The 19,730-nt window shown below is 68.0% G+C and carries 19 protein-coding genes; 9 read left to right on the top strand and 10 right to left on the bottom strand.

From position 1 onward, the window contains the following. Positions 1 to 24 precede the first annotated feature (24 nt). Both ACQPYH_RS21920 and ACQPYH_RS21915 read left to right on the top strand, forming a co-directional pair. Entirely contained in the window at positions 25 to 1,056 is a 1,032-nt protein-coding gene (locus ACQPYH_RS21920; protein ID WP_432894190.1) for an alpha/beta fold hydrolase, read from the top strand. Continuing rightward, positions 1,053 to 1,874 (top strand): class I SAM-dependent methyltransferase, encoded by an 822-nt coding sequence (locus ACQPYH_RS21915; protein WP_432894188.1) that lies wholly within the window; start codon positions 1,053 to 1,055, stop codon positions 1,872 to 1,874. Before ACQPYH_RS21920 ends, ACQPYH_RS21915 begins: the two co-directional genes overlap by 4 nt. 6 nt (positions 1,875 to 1,880) lie before the next feature. On the opposite strand, the gene ACQPYH_RS21910 is transcribed toward ACQPYH_RS21915, so the two are convergent. The 3 genes from ACQPYH_RS21910 to ACQPYH_RS21900 form a co-directional block, all read right to left on the bottom strand. Next, a complete protein-coding gene (locus ACQPYH_RS21910) occupies positions 1,881 to 3,029 on the bottom strand; it encodes a GDSL-type esterase/lipase family protein (protein ID WP_432894186.1) in 1,149 nt (382 codons plus the stop codon). 2 nt (positions 3,030 to 3,031) lie between these two features. Next, complete coding sequence (locus tag ACQPYH_RS21905; protein ID WP_432894184.1) at positions 3,032 to 3,598, bottom strand: TetR/AcrR family transcriptional regulator; 567 nt, start codon at positions 3,596 to 3,598, stop codon at positions 3,032 to 3,034. Between the two features lie 91 nt (positions 3,599 to 3,689). Next, positions 3,690 to 4,061, bottom strand: a complete 372-nt coding sequence (locus tag ACQPYH_RS21900) for an RNA polymerase-binding protein RbpA (protein ID WP_130448290.1) — start codon at positions 4,059 to 4,061, stop codon at positions 3,690 to 3,692. Between the two features lie 256 nt (positions 4,062 to 4,317). Here ACQPYH_RS21900 and ACQPYH_RS21895 point away from each other — a divergent pair, with 256 nt between their 5' ends. The 4 genes from ACQPYH_RS21895 to ACQPYH_RS21880 are packed head-to-tail and all read left to right on the top strand — an operon-like array spanning position 4,318 to position 8,197. Next, positions 4,318 to 5,703: an efflux RND transporter periplasmic adaptor subunit gene (locus ACQPYH_RS21895; RefSeq protein WP_432894181.1), complete on the top strand. Its 1,386-nt coding sequence runs from the start codon at positions 4,318 to 4,320 to the stop codon at positions 5,701 to 5,703. Next, positions 5,693 to 6,385 (top strand): ABC transporter ATP-binding protein, encoded by a 693-nt coding sequence (locus tag ACQPYH_RS21890; RefSeq protein ID WP_432894179.1) that lies wholly within the window; start codon positions 5,693 to 5,695, stop codon positions 6,383 to 6,385. Before ACQPYH_RS21895 ends, ACQPYH_RS21890 begins: the two co-directional genes overlap by 11 nt. Continuing rightward, positions 6,385 to 7,617: an ABC transporter permease gene (locus tag ACQPYH_RS21885; RefSeq protein ID WP_432894177.1), complete on the top strand. Its 1,233-nt coding sequence runs from the start codon at positions 6,385 to 6,387 to the stop codon at positions 7,615 to 7,617. Before ACQPYH_RS21890 ends, ACQPYH_RS21885 begins: the two co-directional genes overlap by 1 nt. Positions 7,618 to 7,627: 10 nt before the next feature. After that, positions 7,628 to 8,197 carry a hypothetical protein gene (locus tag ACQPYH_RS21880; protein WP_432894175.1) on the top strand — a complete coding sequence of 190 codons (570 nt, stop codon included), beginning with the start codon at positions 7,628 to 7,630 and terminating at the stop codon, positions 8,195 to 8,197. Positions 8,198 to 8,243: 46 nt separating this feature from the next. Here the strand turns inward: ACQPYH_RS21880 and ACQPYH_RS21875 are convergent, their stop codons facing one another. Further along, on the bottom strand, positions 8,244 to 9,002 hold the full coding sequence (locus ACQPYH_RS21875; protein ID WP_432894173.1) for a class I SAM-dependent methyltransferase: 759 nt from the start codon (positions 9,000 to 9,002) through the stop codon (positions 8,244 to 8,246). A 72-nt stretch (positions 9,003 to 9,074) separates the two neighbouring features. On the opposite strand from ACQPYH_RS21875, the gene ACQPYH_RS21870 reads away from it, so the two are divergent. After that, the gene (locus ACQPYH_RS21870; protein WP_432894171.1) at positions 9,075 to 9,665 is read left to right on the top strand and encodes a TetR family transcriptional regulator; all 591 of its coding nucleotides are present in this window, start codon (positions 9,075 to 9,077) and stop codon (positions 9,663 to 9,665) included. Here ACQPYH_RS21870 and ACQPYH_RS21865 read toward each other — a convergent pair. After that, positions 9,662 to 11,035 carry an MFS transporter gene (locus tag ACQPYH_RS21865; protein ID WP_432894169.1) on the bottom strand — a complete coding sequence of 458 codons (1,374 nt, stop codon included), beginning with the start codon at positions 11,033 to 11,035 and terminating at the stop codon, positions 9,662 to 9,664. The two genes, ACQPYH_RS21870 and ACQPYH_RS21865, sit on opposite strands and share 4 nt — an antisense overlap. 64 nt (positions 11,036 to 11,099) lie before the next feature. Further along, on the bottom strand, positions 11,100 to 11,852 hold the full coding sequence (locus ACQPYH_RS21860) for a glycerophosphodiester phosphodiesterase (protein WP_432894167.1): 753 nt from the start codon (positions 11,850 to 11,852) through the stop codon (positions 11,100 to 11,102). A 26-nt stretch (positions 11,853 to 11,878) separates the two neighbouring features. On the opposite strand from ACQPYH_RS21860, the gene ACQPYH_RS21855 reads away from it, so the two are divergent. Together ACQPYH_RS21855 and ACQPYH_RS21850 are read left to right on the top strand one after the other, a co-directional pair. Then, on the top strand, positions 11,879 to 13,012 hold the full coding sequence (locus ACQPYH_RS21855; protein ID WP_432894165.1) for an aminotransferase class V-fold PLP-dependent enzyme: 1,134 nt from the start codon (positions 11,879 to 11,881) through the stop codon (positions 13,010 to 13,012). Then, a complete protein-coding gene (locus ACQPYH_RS21850; RefSeq protein ID WP_432894163.1) occupies positions 13,009 to 13,638 on the top strand; it encodes a methyltransferase domain-containing protein in 630 nt (209 codons plus the stop codon). The genes ACQPYH_RS21855 and ACQPYH_RS21850 overlap by 4 nt, the downstream gene beginning before the upstream one ends. Here ACQPYH_RS21850 and ACQPYH_RS21845 read toward each other — a convergent pair. Genes ACQPYH_RS21845 through ACQPYH_RS21830 form a run of 4 tightly spaced genes read right to left on the bottom strand, consistent with a single transcriptional unit; the run spans position 13,628 to position 19,566 of the window. Beyond that, positions 13,628 to 14,479, bottom strand: coding sequence for a carbohydrate ABC transporter permease (locus ACQPYH_RS21845; RefSeq protein WP_432894161.1), 852 nt, complete (start codon positions 14,477 to 14,479; stop codon positions 13,628 to 13,630). The genes ACQPYH_RS21850 and ACQPYH_RS21845 overlap by 11 nt on opposite strands. Continuing rightward, positions 14,476 to 15,396 (bottom strand): carbohydrate ABC transporter permease, encoded by a 921-nt coding sequence (locus tag ACQPYH_RS21840; protein WP_432894159.1) that lies wholly within the window; start codon positions 15,394 to 15,396, stop codon positions 14,476 to 14,478. Before ACQPYH_RS21840 ends, ACQPYH_RS21845 begins: the two co-directional genes overlap by 4 nt. 5 nt (positions 15,397 to 15,401) lie before the next feature. Next, on the bottom strand, positions 15,402 to 16,733 hold the full coding sequence (locus ACQPYH_RS21835; RefSeq protein WP_432894157.1) for an ABC transporter substrate-binding protein: 1,332 nt from the start codon (positions 16,731 to 16,733) through the stop codon (positions 15,402 to 15,404). Positions 16,734 to 16,791: 58 nt separating this feature from the next. Next, positions 16,792 to 19,566 (bottom strand): family 78 glycoside hydrolase catalytic domain, encoded by a 2,775-nt coding sequence (locus ACQPYH_RS21830; protein ID WP_432894155.1) that lies wholly within the window; start codon positions 19,564 to 19,566, stop codon positions 16,792 to 16,794. Positions 19,567 to 19,730: the final 164 nt, after the last annotated feature.

The following is a 19,730-nucleotide window of genomic DNA, read 5'->3' as shown; positions in this document are numbered from 1 at the left end:
GTCCACTAAATAGGGAGGCGTCCGATGGACGGGAACACAGTCGCAGAACCAGAGCGGCAAGAGGACAACGACAAAAGCACAGCATTTGTGACGGCCGAGGAGTGGTTCGGCGGCGGTGAGCGCCGCTGGTACGACGCCGCGGCAGCTCGTCTGCTGCCTCACGCGGAGGGAGAGGCGAGGGCCGGGTTGATGAGGGTCTTCGGCCGGAAGACCGGTGCGGCGAGTCCGGACACGGTGTGGCTGACAATGCTGCCCGGATTCCCCGAGGGCTCATACGGTTGGGCGCAGGTCGATCGGCTCTTGCCGGCCGAGCTCGGCCCACGGCTGTACGTCGAACCGGTGGGCCAGGGCGACTCCGACAAGCCGAGGGGCTATCCGTACTCGACCGTGGAGCGTGCCGATCTGATCGGGGCATGGTGGCGGCACCTCGGCGTACGTCGTACCGCCGTGGTCACGTTCGACTACACCTCGCTGGCGTTGCTCGAGTTGTTGCGCCGGCAACTGGAACGGCCGGGTGGGCCTGTGATCACTGCGGTGTTCATGATCAACGGCGGTCTGTATGCCGACGCTCACTCGCATCCGTGGCGCGGTACGCCGCTGCTGAGGTCGCCGCTCGGGGCGTTTGTGGCCAAGGGCTCGCAGAAGTCGCCGATGGTGCTCGCGCAGGGCTTCAAGCAGGCGAATCTGTACTCGAAGGGCAACGAGCCGAGTGAGGCTGAAATGGCCGAGGTGTGGTCGGCGCTGGTACGGCGCGACGGTGCGAGGTTCCTCCATGAGGGCGCGGGCTTCGTCAAGGAACACCGCCGCAATGCCGGCCGCTGGGACCTCGCCGCGATTGCCCGCGAGCTGAAGGGCGCTGTGCCCATCGCCGTCGGTGGGAGCGTTGAAGACCCGTACGAGCACCGCCAGGTCGACGTCACCCGCGAACGGGTGCCCGACGCCGAGATCGTCACGTTCCCCGGCGGCCATCTGACCACCAGCGAACAACCGGCGCTCCTCGCTGACGCGATCACCCGCTTCGCCGGCCAGCACGGCGTCAAGGAGGCATTGGTATGAAGGACTCAACCGTTCCCGCGCAGTACGTGACCGGCAGAGTGCGGGACGGGATCACCGCAGCTCTGGTTGCTGCGGGCAAGGACCTCGATGGGCTGAAGCCGGAAGATCTCGCATTGGTCGAGGACTACCACACCGGCGGGCGGCTCGCGACGGTGCAACTGGTGGACCTGCTCGAGCTGACGCCGGAGAGCGAGGTGCTCGACGACGGCTCGGGCATCGGCGGTACAGCGCGATACCTGGCGGACCGCTTCGGCTGCGCTGTGACCGCTGTGGATCTGTCCGACGAGTACTGCGAGACCGCGCACTGGCTCAACCGGCTCGTCGGCCTCGACGACAAGATCGTCGTACGGCAGGGAGACGTGACCTCGCTGCCGCTGGATGACAGATCCGTCGACGTCGTGTTCAGCCAGCATGTGCAGATGAATGTGGCGCGCAAGGACCGTCTGTACCAAGAGGCCAGGCGGGTACTGCGGGATGGCGGGCGGCTCGCGCTCTGGGACATCATGGCCGGCGACGGCCGAGAGCTCGACTATCCGCTGCCTTGGGCGGACGGCCCCGAGCACAGCTTCCTGGTCCCGCCGAGCGTTCTGCGTACGGAGATCGAGGCTGCAGGCTTCACCGTCACGCACTGGGCGGATCTCACCGACCAGGTCGGCGCCATGATGCGGATGATCCAGTCTCAACCACCGAGCCCGCTCGGACTGCACGCGTTCGTCCCGACCTTCCGCGAGCGCGTGACTCACCTGACCGAGGCCCTGACCGACGGGCGGGTCCGCGCCGTCCAGGCGATCGCCCGAGCCGGTACGACGGCGGCCTGACCGGGTTCACGCGCTGAAGGCGCCCTTGAAGGCGTGTTCGGTGAACCGCGCCGCCATCGACTCGTGGGTCTCGGCGCCTGGATGTAGGCCGTCGGTCAGCGGATGGGCGGCGTTGTCGGCCTCGCCGTACAGGGTGAGGCCGTCGAGGTAATGGAGGTTGGGGTCGGAGACGGCGCGCTGGGCGGTGATGCGGGCGAGCTCGGCGCGGATGACCGACAGGGTCAGTTTGCCGGCCGGGATCTCGTCGGGGTTGCCGGTGGCAACGAAGCGGAGTTCGCCGGCGGCCAGCGCGGACAGGTCCCAACCGGTCGGGCCGGGTGTGTCCTCGTGGATCGGGCAGAGGATGGGGGAGACGACCAGCAGCGGTGTGTCGGGGTGGCCGTCGCGGATGGTGTCGAGGAAGCCGTGGACGGCCGGCGTCAACGAGCGGAGGCGGAGGCTGTCCGAGTTGACGATGTTGATGCCGAGCTTGACGCTGATCAGGTCGGCGGGCGTGTCGCGGATCGTCCGGGCGATGAACGGCTGGAGGAACGCGCTGCCGCCGAAGCCCAGGTTGACCAGCTCCACCCCGGCCTGGGCCGCGGCGAGGGCCGGCCAGGTGCCGGTCGGATGGGTCGCGTTCGAACCGTGACTGATCGAGCTGCCGTGGTGCAGCCAGACGCGGCGCGAGGTCGGGACCGGTTCGACCGGGGCATCGGTGCGCAGGGCAACGAGTTCGGTCGTCTCGTCGTGCGGCAGCCAGATCTCGACGGTCTTCGCCGCTGCGGACAGTCCCGTGACGTGCAGAGTCTGCGGCTCGCCTTGGCGGGTCTCGGTGGTGCCGGTGATCAGGTTGATGGTGATCACGTCGCCGCCGGTCGCGGTGAGCTGCGTGAAGAGTTGGCCATCGATGAGTACGTCGTACACGCCGTCCGGGCGCGGGGGAGCGCCGGTGTAGTCGCGCTTCGTCGGGAGCGTGTCGAGCTCGACCACGGTCGCTCGGGTGGAGAAGACGAGGCGGACGCCGGAGGGCTGCGACTCGACCATCGTCATCTGGCCGTCGTCGTACTGCGCGCGCGCCCATGCGGGCAACCGGTGGGGCAGGAACCCGCGGCCGGTGGGTTCGAGCTCAAGCGCGCCGCGGAGCAGGTCGATGGTGATGGGGGTCGTGATCAAGGTCAGCTCCAGCTGCGAAGGAGGGTGTCGAGGGCGTCGATGATGCGTGGCCAACTGTCGTCGGAGCTCGGCTCGCTGAAGGCGAACGTGCCCGCTGATTCGAGTTGGATGTAGCCGTGGATCGTGCTGCCGAGCAGGCGTACGGCGTCTGTCTGGGCGGGCTCGTCGAGGTCATATCCGCGGAGAACGGCCCGGACGAGCTCCGAATGCCGTCGTCCACTGTCGACGTGTTCAGGAGCCAGGCCATCAGGCACGAAGCGGGTTGCTGCGTAGCGGCCCGGATGTTTGCGGGCGTAGTCGCGATAGACGTCGGCCAGCGCGGACAGCGCGTCGCGACCGGCTCGGCCCGCGACGGCGGTTGCGGCCTGGTCGGCCAGCTCGGTGAGGGCGACCGTGGCGATGCGTGCCTTGAGGTCGGCGGAGCTGCGGACGTGTGAGTAGAGGCTGGCGACCTGTACGCCGAAGTGCCGCGCGAGAGCGGACACGGTGACCTGGTCGAAGCCGACCTCGTCGGCCAGCTCGGCGCCCGCCTGTGCCAGCCGCTCGCCGGTCAACCCTGCTCTAGCCATAACTCATTATGGAATTACCTAAAGGCTTTAGGCAAATCGGGGCAGAAAGAAACCCTCACCGCGCCGTTGCGGTGAGGGTTCTCACATGGGGTCAGGCCGTGCGCTTGGTCCGGTGCAGGTGCGCCGGGCCGATCTCGCCCTTGCGGAGCAATTCGACCCGCTCGGCCAGCAGCTCCTCGAGTTCCGAGATGCTCCGGCGCTCGCGCAGCATGTCCCAGTGCGTACGGGCCGGCTTCTCCTGCTTCGGCTCCGGCTTCTCGCCGGTGGACCGGGCGGCCTCGCTGCCGCAGTGGGGGCACTCCCAGACCGCGGGCACCTCGGCGTCATGCGCCATGGTGACCTCGACCACGTGGCCGCGGGGGCAGTCGTACGTGATCATCTGGCGGGGAGCGAACTCAACACCACGGTCATCCTCGAAGCTGACCCCACCCAGCCCCGAACCACGCAGTACGCGATTAGACATGTCAAACCTCCGAGATCGTCATCCGTGCCAACGGTCGGCCGGCCCGGATCATTCCCATTTTGGCATGTCCGAGCCGTATGTACGCACCTGACGGCCCGTGATAGTGCTGTCGTGACCGGCTGTCGTCGGGTGTTCACAGATCACGGTGTGTCGCGAACCGCCCGAGGTACGACGCACCAAATCGATATCCGGTTCACAGCCTGTTGCCAGGAATCGAGGATCTCCTCCTCAGCATCTGTCCTTAACGTCTGCATCCATGGTGCTACCCCGCCACAAGATCCGTGGCCTCAGTTTCGTGAACGTGGCGCTGGTCGCCATCGTGCTCGTCATCGCCGTCACCGCCTACTTCCTGTTCTTCAAGAAGGATCCGCCGGCCGCCAGCGCGACCCGGCCGACGGTGGCGGTCCAGCGCGGTGAGGTGACCGCGAGCGTCAGCTCCAGTGGCACCCTGCAGAGCTCCCAGACGGCGTCGCCGCAGTTCGAGACCTCGGGCACCGTGACCCAGGTCCTGGTGAAGGTCGGTCAGGTGGTGGCCAAGGGCGCCGCGATCGCGAAGATCGACCCGTCGGACGCCAACCGCCAGCTCGTGATCGCCCAGCAGAACCAAATCGCCGCCGAGAACTCGGTCAGCGCGGCCGACGAGACACTGAGCGACGCCGAGGACGCGCTCGAAGCGGCCGAGGAGGCCTCCGCCTCTCCGTCGCCGACGCCGACCGCGACGAACGGTCAACAGCAACAACAGCAGACCCAGTCTCAAGGTCAGGGTCAGAGTCAGAGTCCGCAAGTTGCCGTCAGCAACGCCGAGGCGAGCCTGGCGAAGGCCAAGGCGGACAAGGAACAGGCCGACCAGAACGTCGAGGGCGCCCAGGCCACGGTCGACGCGACCACGCTGAAGGCGCCGATCGCCGGCACCATCACCGCCATCAACGGTTCGGTCGGCTCGTCCAGCGGCGGGTCGAGCTCGGGTTCAGGCAGTACGTCGGGGAGCGGTAGCACCGGCGGTCAAGGCTCAACCTCAGGTACAGGGTCAAGCTCGACCACGTCGTCCACGTCCGGCACCGGCTTCGTCGACATGGCCGACCTCAAGGCCCTCCAGGTCATCGCCGCGTTCGCCGAGGCGGACGCGATCAAGATCAAGGCCGGCCAGTCCGCGACCGTGACCCTGAACGCCGAGCCCGGTACGACGCTCACCGCGTCGCTGGCGTCCGTCTCGCCGACCCCGACCACGACCAACGGCGTCGTCTCGTACTCGGCCACCTTCAGCCTCGCCAAGCTCCCCGCGAACGCCCGGATCGGCCAGACCGCGAACGTCACGGTCCAGACGGCGAAGGCCGCCAACGCGCTCTACGTCCCGAGTACGGCGATCGCGACGAGCGGTACGACGTACACCGTGACGATGGCTGACGGCAGCGGGACGCGGGACGTCGAGGTCGGCGTACGCGGTGACAGCTTCACGCAGATCACGTCCGGCCTGAACGAGGGCGACCAGATCGAGTTGCTGCAGGGCGCGATCGGCAGCAGCACAACCCAGAACGGCAGGCAGGGGCAAGGCACCGGAACGGGACAGTTCCCAGCCGGCTTCGGCGGGGGTGGCGGCGCTGGTACCGGCGGTGCTGGTGGTGGTGGCTTCCGTGGCCGCTGACGCCCTGATCGACATCCGGGAGGTCACCAAGACGTACGGCCACGGGGAGACCGCAGTACACGCTCTTCAGGGTGTGTCGCTGCGGGTCGACGCGGGGGAGTACGTCGCGGTGATGGGCTCCTCCGGATCCGGCAAGTCCACGTTGATGAACATCCTCGGCTGCCTCGACGTACCGTCGCGCGGCGAGTACTGGCTGGACGGCAGCAACGTCGCCCGGCTGAGCGAGGACCAGCAGGCGCTCGTCCGCGGCCGCAAGATCGGGTTCATCTTCCAGTCGTTCAACCTGATCCCTCGGACCACCGCGCTGGCGAACGTCGAGTTGCCGCTGACCTACGCACACCTGCGCAGGGCCGAGCGCCGCCGGCGCGCCAACCGCGCGTTGGAGCTCGTCGGTCTCGCGGACCGCACTGGGCACCGGCCGAACCAGCTGTCCGGCGGTCAGCAGCAGCGGGTCGCGATCGCCCGGGCGCTCGCGACGGGGCCGCGGATCCTGCTCGCCGACGAGCCGACCGGAAACCTGGACGCGCACTCGACCGAAGAGGTGCTGGGCATGTTCGACGGTCTGCACGACGACGGCCGGACGATCATCGTGATCACCCACGAGCACGACGTCGCCGCGCGCGCCCGGCGGTTGGTACAGGTCGCCGACGGCCGGATCGTCTCCGACGAGGTGACGCGCTGATGTCACCCCGCGACCTGATGGGGGCCGCGCTCCGCGGCCTCACGGCGAACAAACTCAGATCCCTGCTCACCGTCCTCGGCGTGTCGATCGGGGTCGGCGCGGTCATCGTCCTGGTTGCTGTCGGCAACGGCTCCGGCAAGGCGGTCCAGGCCCGGCTGGAGGCGATGGGTACCAACCTGCTGACGGTCTCCACGACCGGTGGCGGTGGCGGCTTCCAGCGCGGCCAGGCCGGACCGGCGTCGCAGCAGTACAGCCTGACCCTCGACGATGCGGCCGCGCTGGCCGACACTCGGCTCGCGCCCGACGTCTCGTCGGTCGCCCCGGTGATGACGAGCAGCGGAAGTACGGCGACCAACGGCGACACCAGCTACACAGTCAGCCAGGTGATCGGTACGACGCCGGCGTACATGCCGGCCACGAACACGCCGGTCGGGATCGGGGCGTCCTTCACCCAGGAGGACGTCGACACCTCGCAGCGGGTCATCCTGCTCGGGCAGACGACCGCGACCGAGTTGTTCACCCGGCCCGCGAGCGCCGTCGGCCAGACGATCAAGCTCGGCGCCGTGGACTTCGTCGTCCGCGGGGTGCTGGCCAGCAAGGACAGCACCGGGTTCAACGACCCGAACGCGACCGCGATCGTGCCGATCAGCACGCTCCGCGCGACGCAGGCGGGGTACGGCGCACTCAGCCAGATCGTCGTCCAGGCCAAGGACACCGATCGGGTCGACACCGCACAGGCCGAGGTCACGCAGTTGCTGACCGCTCGTCACCAGGTGCCGACGAATCAGACCTCGCCGTTCCGGATCACGAACTCGGCGCAGATCCTCCAGACGAGCCAGGACACCGCCGCGACCTTCACCGCGCTGCTCGCGACGGTCGCCGCGATCAGCCTGGTCGTCGGCGGGATCGGCGTCACGAACATCATGCTGGTCACGGTCACCGAGCGGACCCGTGAGATCGGGATCCGGAAGGCACTCGGCGCCCGGCGGCGGACGATCCTCGGGCAGTTCCTGATCGAGGCGACGCTGCTCAGCCTCCTCGGTGGCGCGGTCGGCGTCGGGGTCGCGCTGATCGTCACCCGCTTCCAGTTGGCCGGTGTGCAGCCGGCGCTGGTGCCGTCGTCGATCGGACTCGCGCTCGGCGTGTCCGCGGCGGTCGGCCTGTTCTTCGGCAGCATGCCGGCGCACCGAGCCGCCGGACTCCGTCCCATCGACGCACTACGACACGAGTGAGAGGCCTTCAATGAGTAACCAGACGCCCGACGAGTTCGCCCAGATCGGGTCCGACGAGGAGGTCGACTCGGCGCTCAAGCCGAAGAAGACTCTCGCCCTGCCGCTCGCGACCGCGATCCTGGCCGGGGTCGTCGTGCTCGCGGTCGGGCTCGCCGGCGGGGCCGGGCTGCATGCGGCGTTCTCGTCGGACAGCTCGTCGAACCAGCCGCAGGCCGGGCGAGGCGCCGGCGGGTACGGCGGCTTCCGCGGGCAGAACGGCGGGGGAGGGACCGGTCAGAACGGGGAGGGCCAGGGGCAGCGGCAGTTCCCGGGTGGCGGCGGCACGGTCGGTACTGTCGTCTCGTCGAACAGTTCCGAGCTGGTCGTGAAGACGCAGACCGGCAACGTCACGGTGAAGCTCAACGGCGATACGACGTACGAGATCACTTCCAAGGGGACCGCTGCCGATCTCAAGGCCGGCGAGCAGGTCGTCGTCACCGGCCAGACCGCGAACGGGACCATCACCGCGAACTCGGTCCGCCAGGGCTCCCTCGGCGGCTTCGGCGGCCGCAACCCGAGCGCGACCCCGTCGTCGCGCTGATCCACCACAGACCGTGCGCCCGGCCAGCACCCCGGCCGGGCGCACGTTAGTTTCGGGTCGCGGTGAGGGCTACCGCGGTGGAGTCGAGGGTGAAGCTGCCGCCGGCGGCGTCGATGGCAGCGCCGGTTCGCTTGAGCATCTCGTCGAGCTTGCCGGCGTCGGCGAGTGCTTTGGCGATTCCGCTCGTACGGAGTTGGTCGAGCCACTCGTCGCGGGTGTAGGAGCGGCTCCACGGGTACGTCGGACGCTCGAGGTCGGTGAACGCGCCGGTCGCGGTGAGGCTGTCGGTGGCGCGGTCGAGAAACTGCTCGTACGCCCCGAGCGGCGAGGCGGCGACCCGCGAATTGACTGGGCTGTCGGGGAGGACCTCGCGGTGGACTGCGGCGAAGGCGGCGCCTAGGTCGGGCGGCGGCTGGAGTACATACCAGAAGACCGCGAACCGGCCGCCCGGCTTGAGTACGTCGGCTGCCTTCGCGGCACCAACGCTCGGGTCGATCCAGTGCCAGGTCATACCGGCGACGAGCGCATCGAAGGTGCGGCCGGCCGGATCCCAGGTCTCGAAGGACGACACCTCGACCTCGACGCCGGTACTACGCGCGAACGCTGCCATCCGCTCATCCACCTCGACACCGACCACCTGACAACCGGCAGCCTGAAACTGCCGCGCGGCGATCCCTGTCCCGCACCCGACGTCGAGAACTGCAGGACCAGGCGCCGAGGCAACAATCGCGTCGATCAGAGCATCCGGGTAACGAGGCCGAGCCCGGTCGTACAGCTCCGCATCGGAGCCGAACGACTCGGCCATCTCACGATGTCTATGGGGGTCGTTCGACGATAGAGTGGGCATGTGCCCACGGTAGTGGGCGGGTGCCCACTCATGTCAAGGGAGCGGTTCGTGCCGACCGGTGTCGCGATGCGGGATGCGCGGGAGCTGTTGTTCGATGCGGCGGACCGGGTGTTGCTGCGGGACGGGCCTGAGGCGCTGACCAGCCGCGCAGTGACGACCGAGGCGGGGTGTGCGAAGGGCGTGTTGCACAAGCATTTCACCGACTTCGACGGCTTCCTCGCCGAGCTCGTGCTGGACCGGATCCGCCGCCTCGACGACCAAGCGCAGGTACTGCGGAACGCCGTCGGACAGGGGACCGTCGTCGACAACCTGACGACGATGCTGACCGACCTGTTCGGCTCGGTTGCGGTGGCGATCGTCAGCCTGACGATCTCGCGCGACGGCCTGCGGGCCCGGCTGCGGGAGGCCGTGCCGACCGGCGTACCGATCCTGACCGACGCCGGTCGCATCATCCTCGACTACCTGACCGCAGAGCAGGACCTCGGCCGCATCCGTGCCGACGCCGACCTGAACTCCCTCGGCCTCACGCTGATCGGCTCCGCGCACCTGCTCTTCGCCGACCGCACCGGCGTCCGCCCGACAACCGACGACGTACGAGCCTTCGTCGCCTCCGTGGTCTAGACGATGCTCGGCTGGGCGTTCCCGGCCTCGGTGATCCCGCGGCGCATGTCGACGCGGACCAGCAGCACTAGCCCGACCACGAAGAACAGGCCGAGCGCCACGATCGCCGGGCGGTAGGACCCGGTGATCTGGTGGACCAGGCCGAAGACGAGCGTGCCCAGCCACGACGTACCGCGCTCGCCCGCCTGATAGAGCGAGAAGTACTCCGCCTCGCGCCCCTTCGGGATCAGCTGGCTGAACGCGGACCGCGACAGCGCCTGCGTCCCGCCGAGCACGATCCCGATCGAGGCACCCATCGCGAGGAACGGCACGATCTGGTGCGCCGGCAGCAGGAACCCGGCGATCACGATCAGGATCCAGATCACCAGCCCGCCGGCGATCGTGCGATGAGCGCCGTACCGCGCCGCCACCCGACCGAACACGATCGCGCCGAAGAACGCCACGAACTGCACCAGCAGGATCGTCGCGATCAGCACCTGCGTCTCGAACCCGAGCTGCTTCTCGCCGTACGTCGAGGAGACCGAGATGACCGTCTGGATGCCGTCGTTGAAGAACAGGTACGCGATCAGGAACAGCATCGTCATCTTGTAGGTACGCAGGTGCTTGAGCGTCGCGGCCAGCTGACCGAAGCTCTGCCGCACCAGGTTGCCGCTGCGGACCTGTACGACGCTGGTCGGTGGACGATCTCGTAGCCGCAGGAACGGGAAGAACGTGAACAACCCCCACCACAGCCCCGCGCTGAGCAGACTGAGTCGTACGGCGGTGCCCTGACTCATCCCGAGTGCGTCGTGGGCCGTGACGACGGCGAGGTTGATCAGCAGCAGGATGAACCCACCGGCGTACCCGAAGGCCCACGCGCGGGACGAGACCGCGTCGCGCTGATCCGGTGGTGCGATGTCGATCAGGATCGAGTCGTACACGACCAGCGATGAGCCCAGGCACAGGTTGCCGAGGAACAGCAGCAGTGCCCCGAGCGCCCAGCGGCCGCCGCCGACGAACACCATGCAGCAGGCCGCCAGCGCGCCGGCCCACGCGAACGCGCACATCAGGAGCTTCTTGCGGGCCATCCGGTCCGCGATCGCGCCGACCACCGGCAGGAACAGCGCCGACACCAGCGTCGCCACGGTCACGACGTAGAACGCCAGCGATCCGGGGGAGATGCCGAGCCCGAGTACGTCGAGGTTCGTGTGGCACGGGTGGTCCGTCGTCCCGGAGTACCCGCAGGCTGCTTGCTCGGCGACCGAGGTCAGGTACGGCGCGAAGAGGACGGTGCCGACCGTGGTGACATAGCCGGAGTTCGCCCAGTCGTAGAGGCTGAACCCCCAGTACTCACGCTTGTCCACACCGGCCGGGGCGGAGAGAAGTCCCATGCGCGGAAGTGTGTCAGGTTCGCGGGACGATCCGGGGTACCCGCGGATAACACTTCAGTGCCCGTTATGGCCACTGACCCCGCTCGGTCAGGACATCCTTCAGGAGATCGGTCCGGTCGGTGATGATGCCGTCCACCCCCGCGTCCAGCATCGTCCGCATCGAAGCGGGATCGTCGACCGTCCAGACGTGCACTTGCTTGCCCCTGGCATGCGCTCGTTTGATCAGCCCAGGTGTGAGCACCCGCAGGGGCCCGTAGGCCTGCGGGATCTGCAGGCAGGCGCCGGCCGCCGGCAGCGCGAAGGGCAGGAACCGGATCAGCACGATCTCGAACTCGCCGTACCCGGTGCACAGACGCGGACCGAGCAGCTTGCGGATCCGGCGTACCCGGGACTGGGAGAACGACGAGACGCAGACCCGCTCGACCGCGTTCGCGGCCTTGAGCACGCCGGCCGCCGGCTCCAGCCCGCCTTCGGCCTTGATGTCGAGGTTGAACCGGATGTCCGGGAAGTGCTCGAGCAGCTCGTCCAGGCGGGGGATCGGTTCGTGGCCGTTGATCTTGGCCTTGCTGACCTCGGACCAGGGCAGCTCGGCGATCACGCCGGTCCGGTCGGTGACCCGGTCGAGCTTGTCGTCGTGGAACGCGATCACGACGCCGTCGCTGGTCGCGTGCAGGTCGGTCTCGAGGTAGGTGTACCCGAGGTCGACCGCGTGCTGGAACGCGTGCAGCGAGTTCTCGTAGCCGATGTTGTCGGGGTGTTTCGCGCCGCCTCGATGAGCCATCGCGATCGGGCCGTCGTGGTCGAGGTAGGGATACACGACAGGAAGTATGTACCGTTTGGGTGGTGACGGTACTCAGCCCCCGCCCCGACCTGTGGACCCTCGACCCAGGCGTCCTCCACCTCAACCACGGTTCGTACGGCGCTGTGCCGCGCCGGACCCAGGACCTGATGGCCGCCCTGAGGGTGGAGATGGACGCCAACCCGATGGTCTGGTTCCGTACCGTGGCCGACCGGCTCACCACGAGCCGGCTGGCGCTGGCGGCGTTCCTGGACGTAGACCGTGCCGGGTTCGCCCTGGTCCCGAACGCAAGCGCCGGCGTCACCGTCGCGCTGGCCACGCTGCCGATCCCGGCAGGCAGCCGGATCGTGCTGACCGACCACACGTACGGCGCGGTCCGCTACGCCGCCGAGCGGTTCGCCAAGGCGCACCAGGCCGAGATCGTCATCGTCCACATCCCGCTCGAGGCCGACGACGAGACCGTGGTCTCGCTGATCGCGGCCCGGCTCGACAACGCCTCCGTGCTGATCGTCGACCAGATCACCTCCGGTACGGCGAAGGTGCTGCCGGTCGACGCGTTGGTCGAGGCGGCGCACGCGCACGGCGTACCGATCGTGGTCGACGGCGCGCACGCCCCGGCGCTCATCGACGCCCCGGCCGCCGCGGGCGCCGACTTCTGGACCGGCAACTTCCACAAGTGGCCGGCCGCGCCGCGGGCGACCGCCGGGCTGGTCGTCGCGGAACGGTGGCGCACGGCAACGATGCCGCTGATCGTCTCCTGGTCGGAGTACGACGAGCGGATGCCGGAGCGCTTCGACATGCAGGGCACGTACGACTACGTGCCGTGGATCGCCGCGCCCGAGTCGCTGCGTGTCCTGGCCGAGCTGGACTGGCCGACCCGCCGTCCGCAGCTCACCTCGCTGGTCGAGGAGGGCGCGCGGATCCTGGCGAAGTCGCTGGGGACCGGTGTCGCTGAGGTCGTTCACCCGCCGACGACGATGCGCCTGGTCGAGCTGCCGTCCTCGGTCGACCTGTCCGGCGGCGATGCGCTGAAGATGCGGATCTCACGCGAGCTGAAGGCCGAGATCACGTTCACCGGATTCGAGGACCGCAAGTTCATCCGGTTGTCGGCGCATGCCTACAACTCGGTCGCGGACTACCAGAAACTGTCGGAAGGGCTCTCTAGAGTCCTCGCGTGAACGACATCCAAGGGTCATACAACACTGCCGCCGCCGACTACCACGCGATCCTGCGGGACTACCACCACGACGATCCGTTCGAGAAGGGTGCGCTCGACTACTTCGCCCAGTTGGTCGAGGGCGGGCCGGTCGGCGACCTGGGTTGCGGGACCGGGCGGATCACGACCTACCTGGCCGGGCGGGGTCTGGATGTGTTCGGGGTCGACCTGACGCCGGGGATGATCGAGGTGGCGCGCCGGGAGTATCCCGAGCTGCGGTTCGAGGTCGGGTCGCTGTTCGACCTGGATCTGAAGGACGGCGAGCTCGCCGGAGCCCTCGCGTGGTACTCGCTCGTTCACACTCCACGCGAGGACCTGCCGGCGGTGTTCGCCGAGCTCTACCGCGTGCTGCGGCCCGGCGGCTACCTCGTGCACGGCTTCAAGGTCGGCGGCGGCAGTCGTCACTTGAGCAACGCCTACGGTCACGACCTCGACCTCGAGGTCTACAGCTACGACCCCGCGGACGTCGCCGGGCTGCTCGCCGGCGCCGGGTTCGCCGAGGTGGCGACCCTGACGCGCGCGGCGATGCCCGGCGAGAAGGACAAGGCACAGGCGGCGCACCTGGTCCGCAAACCCGCTACCCCTTGATCGCTCCGGAGGTCAGGCCGGCCACGATCTGCCGGTTGAAGAACAGGAACATGATCAGCGGCGGGATCGTGATCAGCAGGATGTCCATGAACAGCAGGTTGTACTGCGTCGTGAACTGACTGGAGAAGTTGTACAAGGTCAGCTGCACGGTCGCGTTCTGGTCGCCGGGCAGGAAGTACAACGGGTTCACGAAGTCGTTGAACACGTTGACCGACTGCACCACCACGACGGTCACGATCACCGATCTCAGCAGCGGGAACACGACCTGGAAGAACAGCCGCAACGGCCCGGCGCCGTCGATGATCGCCGCCTCGTCCAGCTCCCGCGGGATCGTCGCGACGAACGCCCGGAACAACAGGATGCAGAACGACAACCCGTAGGCGATCTCGATCAGGATCAGCCCCGGCATCGTCTTGAACAGCCCGATCTTCTGCAGCACCCAGATCGTCGGTACGACGGCCGGCGGAATGATCAGGCCGGCCAGCACCAGGAAGTTGATGAACCCGTTCCAGCGGCTCTTCCGCCGCTGCAGCACGAACCCGGCCATGGCCGCGAGCACCACCATCCCGGTGACGCTGGCCACGGTCAGGATCGTGCTGTTGATGAAAGCGATCACCAGCATGAAGTCGCGGGCCTTGACGACCTCGATGAAGTTCTGCACGAAGCGGAACTGGTGCGGCCAGGAGAAGCTCAGGTCGGCCGACTGGGTCCGGTCCTTGACCGCGGTCAGCACGATGAACGCGAACGGGATGACGAACACCACGAGCGAGACCACGATGGCGACCGTGCTGAGGATCCACTTCCGCGCCGGGCGGTGGTTGACGAGTTCCGCCGTACTCACAGGTCCACCTCCTTGCGGTTCAGGAACCACGACAGCGGCAGGATGATCGCGGTGACGGTGATGAACAGGACCACGTTGCCCGCGGTCGACAGCCCGTAGAACCCGGCCTGGTACTGCTTGTAGATCACCGACGCGATCACATCCGAGGTGAACCCCGGCCCGCCGCGGGTCATCGCCCAGATCAGATCGAAGGACCGCAGCCCGCCGATCAGCGACAAGATGATGACGGTCACGGTGGCCGGCCGGGACAGCGGCAGGACGATCTTCCAGAACTGCTGCCACGACGTGGCACCGTCGACCCGGGCGGCCTCGATGTATTCGCGGGGGATCGAGACGATGCCCGCGATGTAGATGAGCGTCGCGAGCCCGACGCCCTTCCACACGTCGACGGCCGCCACCGAGAGCAGCGCCCATTTCGGATCAGTCAGCCAGCCGGGACCGTTGATCCCGAGCAGCCCGAGCGACTCGTTGATCAGGCCCTTCTCCGGGTTCATCAGCACGGTGAAGGTCAGCCCGACACCGATCGTCGAGACCAGCACCGGGAAGAACACCACCGACCGGAGGTAGCCGCGGGCAACGATCTGCGACGTCAGCAGCACCGCGAGGAGCAGCCCGAGCACGACCTTCGACCCGGACGTGATGACGGCGTAGATCAGCGTGTTGGTGAAGCCCTTGACCAGCGCCGGCTCCTGGAAGAACAGCTTGAAGTTGTCCAGCCCGATGAACTTCGACTCGAACAGGCTCCACCGGGTCAGGCTGAAGTAGAGCGAGGCGAAGGTCGGGACCAGGAACAGCACGCCGTAGATGACGGCGGTCGGCAGATAGAACCAGTTCGAATAGGGCCGGTAGACCTTGGCCCCGGTCGTCGAGGTGACCGGGGCGGTCTTGGTGCGCTCCTGTGTGATCGACACAGTCACGGACCTCACCAACCTGCCAGACCGAGCTGCTGCGCCTGCTTCTTGACGTCCTCGTCGTACCGCGCGGCGCCGTCCTTCGCCTTGCGGATGCCGGAGCCGACCTCGACGGTGATCTGCTCGAGCGACGGGCCCTTGACCGGCGACAGGAACTCCAGCGCCAGGCTGGACGACCCCGGCTTGTCGAGGTACGGCTGCATGTCCTTGATCGCCTGCGGTACGTCGTTGCCGAGCGTGCAGCCCTTGACGGCGTACGGACCCGTCGGTGCGCCGGCGGTGGTCTGCGAGGCACAGCCGTCGGGGCTGGCGACGAAGGCGAGGAACTTCTTCGCCGCGTCCAGCTTGTCGCCGGTCGTGGTCTTCGGGATGTACAGCCCGCCCGGCGTCCACAGGGTCAGGCCGTTCTTGCTCGCGTCGTCACCAGGCAACGCGAACAGGCCGACGGTCTTGGCCGCGTCCGGATAGGTGGCGACCATGTTCGCGACCACTCCGGACAGGTTCGGGTAGTGCGCACCCTTGCCGGTGGCAAGCATCTTCAACCCGTCCGGCAGCTTGGCCGAGGCGAAGTCCTTGTTCTCGTAGCCGGCGTCGTGGACGGCCTCGGTGTGCTCGAAGCCCTTGAGCGCGGCCGGGTTGGTCGCGTACTTCGCCTTGTTCGCGGTGTAGTCGTCGGCGAACGACGGGTCGACGGCGGACACGTTGTGGAAGTCCCCGAGGACGAACAGCTGCGAGGTCCAGGTCTCGCCGTACGTCTGGATCACCGGAGCGACACCGGGATCCTGGGCCTTGATCTTGGCGTTGTTGGCCATGAACTCGGCCCAGGTCGTCGGGACCTTCAGGCCCAGCTTCTGGTAGACCGGGATGCTGTAGAGCACAGCGCCGCCCATGAACCCGCCGACCGGTACGCCGTACACCTGGCCGTCGGCGGTCACGGTCTTCTTGAAGTTGTCGTCCAGGTCGCCGATGTACGGCTGGTCGCTGATCGACACCAGATTCTTCTGCGGCGCGATCGCCTGGAACAGCGACCCCGTGTTGTAGCCGAAGACGTCGGGCATGTCGCCGGTGGACAGCCGGGTCTTGACGATGTTGTCACCCTCGGTGCCGGCCGGGCGGGTCTCGGTCTTGATCGTGATACCAGGGTTCTTCGCGGTGAAGTCCTTGATCAGCTGGTTGGCTTCCTTGACGTCCTGATCCTGGTTGCCGATCAGGTACGTGATCTCGACCGAGCCTTTGCTGCCCGAGTCACTACTGGATCCGAGACTGCCCGCGCTGCACGCGGTGAGTACGAGCGAACTCACGGCGAGAAGCGCGAGTCCGCTAGTTCCTGGGCGGAACCTCATCTTGACCTCCAAGGGATGTTGTTCAGAAGCAGCGGGGCGGTCGGTCGGGGGGACTGGATCAGTGGTTGAGCAGGGCTTCGAGCTTTGCCTTCAGCGCCTCGGCGCTCGGGGTGAATCCACGCGGGCTGATCGCCTCGACCAGTCCGCCGGCCGGCTGGTCGAGGTACCGCTCGAGGCGGGCGGCCAGTTCGGCGTCGTCGGTGACGACCCCGGTCTCGGCGGCCGCCGTCGCGAGTGCGGTCCAGGTCGGCTCGTGGTCCATCAGTTGCCGGATCGTGGCGTCCGCGGCCAGCTCGGGCAGGTCGGCGTACGGGTCGTCAGCGGTCCATTCGTGCGTACCATGCTCGACCTCGACGAGACCCTGCCCCGGTACGTCGACCTTGGCGCGGGACCCGACCGGCACGGTCACCGACAGCGTGACCTGCCCGTCGGCGCGGGTCCACGCGACCGACGCCTCGCCGTACGGCGTGAGGTGCTTGGCGGATGCCTTCGTGAGCTGCTCGGTGAACAGCGGCCGTACGTCGATCGTGCGGTATCCGGGCTCGGCCGCCGCGAGGCCGGCGACCCGGCGGTGCATCCAGTCGGCGACAGCACCGAGCGCGTAGTGGTTGAACGACGTCATCTGGCCGGGGTTGATGCTGCCGTCGGGCAGCATGCTGTCCCAGCGCTCCCAGACCGTCGTGGCTCCCATCGTCACTGCGTACAGCCAAGAGGGGCAACCTGTCTGTAGCAGAAGGCGGTAGGCCAGGTCAGGATGTCCGGAATCGGCCAGTGCGTCGGCCATCAGCGGAGTACCGACGAATCCGGTACTGATCCGGAAGCCCGCCGTCCGGACCAGGTCGGCGAGGCGTTCGCCGGCCCGCTGCCGCTGGGTATCGGTCGGCAGCAAGGCCCACTGCAGTGCGAGCGCGTAAGTAGTTGCCGCGTCGCTCAATACCCGGCCGCCGTCGGTCGCGTACTCGGTCGCGAACGCCTGCCGCACGCGGGCAGCCAGGTCGGTGTATTCGCGGGCCAGATCGTCATGGCCGAGGAGTTCGGCCGCCTTGCCGACCACCTCCGCCGAGCGGGCCAGGTGCGCCGTCGCAACCACGTCCGGGTCTGCCTTGGCGGCGAAGGCATTCTCCGGGGGAGCGGTCGGGTCGAGCCAGTCACCGAACTGGAAGCCGCCGGACCAGAGCAGGTCGCTGCCGGCCAGGTCGGCCATCTTGTCGACCCAGGCCCGCATGCTCGCCAGTTGCCGGGCGAGCAGTCCGGCGTCGCCGCTGCGCTCGTAGATCACCCAGGGCACGATCGTTGCCGCGTCACCCCATGCCGCCGTGGCCGGACCCTCGTGCCGCAGGACGTCCGGTACGACGTACGGCACCGAACCGTCCTTCTGCTGCTCGGCCGCCAGGTCGGCGAGCCAGTTCGTCAGGAAGCCGGCCGTGTCGAACAGGAAGCTCGCGCTGGGAGAGAAGACCTGGATGTCGCCGGTCCACCCGAGTCGCTCGTCGCGCTGCGGGCAATCGGTCGGTACGTCGACGAAGTTGCCGCGCATACCCCACACGACGTTCTGGTGGAACTGGTTGAGCAGCTCGTTGGACGAGTCGAACCAACCGGTCCGCTGCAGGTCGGTCCCGACGACGATCGCCTCGAGGTCCTCCTTGGCGAGAGCGTTCACGCCGGTGACTTCGGCGTACCGGAAGCCGTGGAACGTGAGCGGCGAGTCGAGCACGACCTCGTCCGGCCCTGCCAGGAAGTAGATGTCGGTGGCCTTCGCGGTGCGAAGCGGGCGAACCCCGAGCTCGCCGTTCTCGAGGACCTCGGCATGGCGTACGACGATCTCGTCGCCCTCGGCGCCGCCGCGGACCTTGAGCCGGATACGGCCGACCAGGTTCTGCCCGAAGTCGACGAGCGTCTTGCCGGACGGCGAGGTGCTGATCTCGATCGCGGGCAGGACGTCGGTGATCCGGACCGGCGGCCCGTCGGGAGCGACGAGCAGGTTCAGGTCTGCGTCGAGTACGTCGACCGGCGTCGGCTCGCCGAGCTGCTTGCGGAGGTCGGTGGTCTGGCCGTCGTACAGGTCGTCGGCGAGGACGTTGCTCTCGCGGGACGTCCAGGAGCCGTCGCTGCCGAACGTGTGGACCTGGCCGTCCTCGGTGGTGACCTCGAGCTGGGCGAGTACGGCGAGGCGCTCCCCGTACAGCTGCTTCTGGTGCATGAAGCCGATCCGCCCGCGATACCAGGCGTTGCCGACGAGGAACTCGAGCTTGTTCTCACCAGGTTGGACAAGCTCGGTCACGTCGTACGTCTGGTAGCGCAGCCGGTACTGGTACGCCGTCCAGCCGGGGGCAAGCTCCTCGGTGCCGACGCGCTGCCCGTTCAGCTCGGGGATGTAGATCCCGTACGCCGTCGCGTACAGGCGAGCGTTGACGACGCCTTCCGGAAGGGTCGTGACACCCGCGATCAGGGGAGCGGGGGAGCCGTGCGGGTTCTCCCGCGGGCTGACGAACCGCGCGGTCCAGTCGTCGGCGGAGAGCAGACCGGCCTCGACGGTCGCGGGCTCACTCCACTCACTCCAGTCATTGTTGCCGCGCACACGGACGCGGACCTGCGCCGACTGACGCGAGCCGAGTGGTTCAGCCGGCCAGGGGACCAGGACCTGATCGGGCGACTGGACCGTGAACGCTTGGGTCGTGCCGGTGGTGATCTCGAGCTCGTACGCCGTCTGTGCGTAGCCGGCGTCCGCGGCCGGGACCTGCCAGGAGATCCGGGGCGTCGCGGTACCGATCCCGACGGCGGGGGCGGGTCGATGCTCGAAGCGGAGGGCGGTCGGTGCGGCGAGGTTCGACATGAGGCTCCAAGTCGCGAGTGAAACGATTCATTGGGTGCGCTGACACAGCGGGGTCGTTCTTCAGTTGATTGTCGGCGGGACGTTTCGCCTGTTCCCCGATCCTGTGCCCGGCAGTCGCCCGCGAGTAGCCCGAAGTGCACTCGGTCTAGCACTATCTGCACCTT

This window comes from Kribbella sp. CA-245084 (genome assembly GCF_050942355.1).
In the GTDB taxonomy this organism is placed as follows: domain Bacteria; phylum Actinomycetota; class Actinomycetes; order Propionibacteriales; family Kribbellaceae; genus Kribbella.
This window is presented reverse-complemented; position numbering and strand designations above follow the sequence as displayed.